Source organism: uncultured Gimesia sp., assembly GCF_937919775.1.
Classification (GTDB): Bacteria; Planctomycetota; Planctomycetia; order Planctomycetales; family Planctomycetaceae; genus Gimesia.
In genome coordinates this window covers 1-2,823 of record NZ_CALFPF010000237.1, presented here as the reverse complement: position 1 = coordinate 2,823, position 2,823 = coordinate 1, and the positions used below count along the sequence as shown (strand labels likewise).

1 protein-coding gene and 1 pseudogene are annotated in these 2,823 nt (G+C 49.4%); both read left to right on the top strand.

The features are described from left to right. Nucleotides 1-227 (top strand): annotated as a pseudogene (locus Q0294_RS06210) (molybdopterin oxidoreductase); the annotation flags it as partial. A gap of 29 nt (nucleotides 228-256) precedes the next feature. Next, nucleotides 257-2,464: a molybdopterin oxidoreductase family protein gene (locus Q0294_RS06205; protein WP_299461998.1), complete on the top strand. Its 2,208-nt coding sequence runs from the start codon at nucleotides 257-259 to the stop codon at nucleotides 2,462-2,464. The last annotated feature ends 359 nt before the right edge of the window (nucleotides 2,465-2,823 follow it).

Below are 2,823 nucleotides of genomic sequence, written 5' to 3'. Positions count from 1 at the left end.
GCGGCGAATTATCAAATGTGACACTCGCACGCTTCGCTTGTGGAATCCTGGGAGGCATTCTGATGCCTGCCTTTTTATTGAACCATCAAACACAGCCGCTACAAAATATAACGCTGTTTATTATTGTCGCGATTTTATTCATTGCCTGTTTGTTTGGTGAATTTTTAGAACGTTACCTTTATTTCTCCGCGGTTGCTGCTCCCCGTATGCCCGGCGTTTTACGATAAATACTCTTTTCCATACTGGAATCGATTTCATGTCAATCATTGATCGATCTAAATTAACCTCGCTGATTCATCAGAAAGAGGGACATCTTACCAGAGAATTATTACTCTCTCCCGGTGGCTTTGGCCTGGGTAAAGTCCCCGATAAAAATCTGCCGGATGCAGTGACGCAAATGGTCTGCGGATTTTGCGGTACGGGTTGCAATCTGAATATCCACCTCAAAGACGGGGAAGGTGTGTGCATCACCCCCACCACAGAATATCCCGTCAATTTGGGAATGGCGTGTCCCAAAGGCTGGGAAGCCTTATCGGTACTCAAATCTCCGGACCGGGCTGTCAGCCCACTTGTGAAAAAGTCGCCCAGCCACTGGGAGCCGGTTGACTGGGATACTGCCCTCAGTCTCTTTACACGGAAGTTCAAAGGAATTCAGCAACAGTATGGCCCTGAGTCAGTCGCCTTTCTGAGCACCGGTCAAATGGTGACGGAAGAAATGGCATTTTTGGGAGCACTGGCCAAGTTCGGCATGGGTATGATTCACGGTGATGGAAACACACGCCAGTGCATGGCGTCTGCAGTCACCGCATACAAACAATCGTTCGGTTTCGATGCGCCTCCTTTCACATATCAAGATCTGGAAGAATCAGACGTTCTGGTTTTCGTAGGCGCCAATCCCTGTATTGCCCACCCGATCATGTGGGAACGCGTCATGCGCAATCCGCATCAGCCGGAGATCATCGTCGTTGATCCGCGCAAAACCGAAACCGCCATGCAGGCAACTCAACATCTGCAGATTTATCCAAAATCGGACCTGCCGTTATTTTACGGCATCGCCCGGATCCTCATTGAAAAAGATTATCTCGACAAAGAGTACATTCAGGAACACACGGAAGACTTTGAAGCGTTTGCTGCACACGTCAAAGACTATTCGATCGAACGGGTTGTTACCGAGACTGGACTGAGCCAGGCTGCAATCGAACACTTTGCAGAACTGATTCATTCCGGAAAGCGGGTTTCGTTCTGGTGGACCATGGGAGTCAACCAGAGTTATCAGGGAGTACGCACCGCTCAGTCTTTGATCAATCTGGCCTTGATGACCGGAAATATCGGCAGACCGGGAACTGGTCCGAATTCGATCACAGGCCAATGCAACGCCATGGGGTCCCGCTTATTCAGTAATACCACAAATTTATTAGGGGGCCACGATTTTCTCGACGCCGAAGATCGTGCCAAAGTGGCGGAAACCCTTTCGATTCCCGTCGATCGCATCCCTTCTGAAAACAGTTGGCCTTATCACAAAATCATCGAAGGCATACTGTCAGGCAAAATCAAAGGGCTCTGGGTAATTTGTACGAATCCGGCCCATTCCTGGATTAATCAGGGGCAGGTCCGCGACATTTTGGATCGACTGGATTTTCTGGTCGTCCAGGATATGTACCATACAACGGAAACCGCTCGTCACGCCGATTTGATCTTACCCGCGGCGGGCTGGGGAGAAAAAGAGGGAACGTTTATTAATGCCGAACGTCGTATTGGCCGCGTAAAACGCGTCACCCGCGCTCCAGGTCAGGCCTTGTCTGATTTTTCGATCTTTAAATTAATCGCACAATACTGGGGATGCTCGGAAATGTTCTCTGAGTGGAAATCACCGGAAGATGTCTTTCAAATCATGAAACAATTGACGGTGGGGCAACCCTGTGATATTTCCGGAATTGAAAATTACGCCGCGATTGAAGAGCAGGGGGGAATTCAGTGGCCTTTCCCCGAATCGGAAACCGAACCACCAGATCAACAGCGTCGGCTATTTGCAGATGGCCAGTTCTTCCACAAAAATGGACGGGCCAGATTTATTTTCTCTGACCCAACAAAGATGCCGGAACCTCCGAACGAACAATATCCCTTCATTCTGCTGACCGGTCGAGGGACAGCATCGCAATGGCATACGCAAACCAGAACAAAAAATTCAGACGTGCTGCGGAAACTCTACCCGGAGCGTATCTATGTGGAAATCAATCCTCAGGATGCCAGCCACCATTCCATCAAACCCAATGAATGGATCTTTGTGGAATCGCAGCGGGGTCGCCTCCGGGCCCGTGCCTTCGTCACCCAGTCTGTCCAACCGGGGCAGCTTTTTATCCCGATGCATTACGAACCGACCAATCAATTGACCGATGCGGTCTTTGACCCCCATTCCAGCCAGCCTTCGTATAAATGTTGTGCTGTACGTATATTGAAAAATTAGACCACGTCTTGATCGTTGCATGATTAACTTCCATTTGACAGATGGTGCTCCTGCTCATCCACAGGGCTGACGACACGCCCTGACGACTTAAACTTGAGTCGCATCCCTCTTTTTCTGCCCGATTGTAAAAAGAACACTGACCTGGGCTGCATAATCGGAGCCTGGCTTAATTTGCGCTGCTATATGCGGTAAAAGACCGATATCCGGTATAAGCACTCTGTGTACGACCTGCCGATGAGTGCGCGCTGCATGCGAGTCATGATGATCTAGATCCACTCATCCATTGAAAAATAAATCAGGCCAATGAATTTATTGACAACTCCCTCCATGCAGCTTAAAGCCGGCCTCTGTTTCTGCCT

Excerpts from the sequence above, each read along its gene's own strand:
- Q0294_RS06205 (WP_299461998.1), top strand. The coding sequence starts at position 257 with ATGTCAATCATTGATCGATCTAAATTAACCTCGCTGATTCATCAGAAA.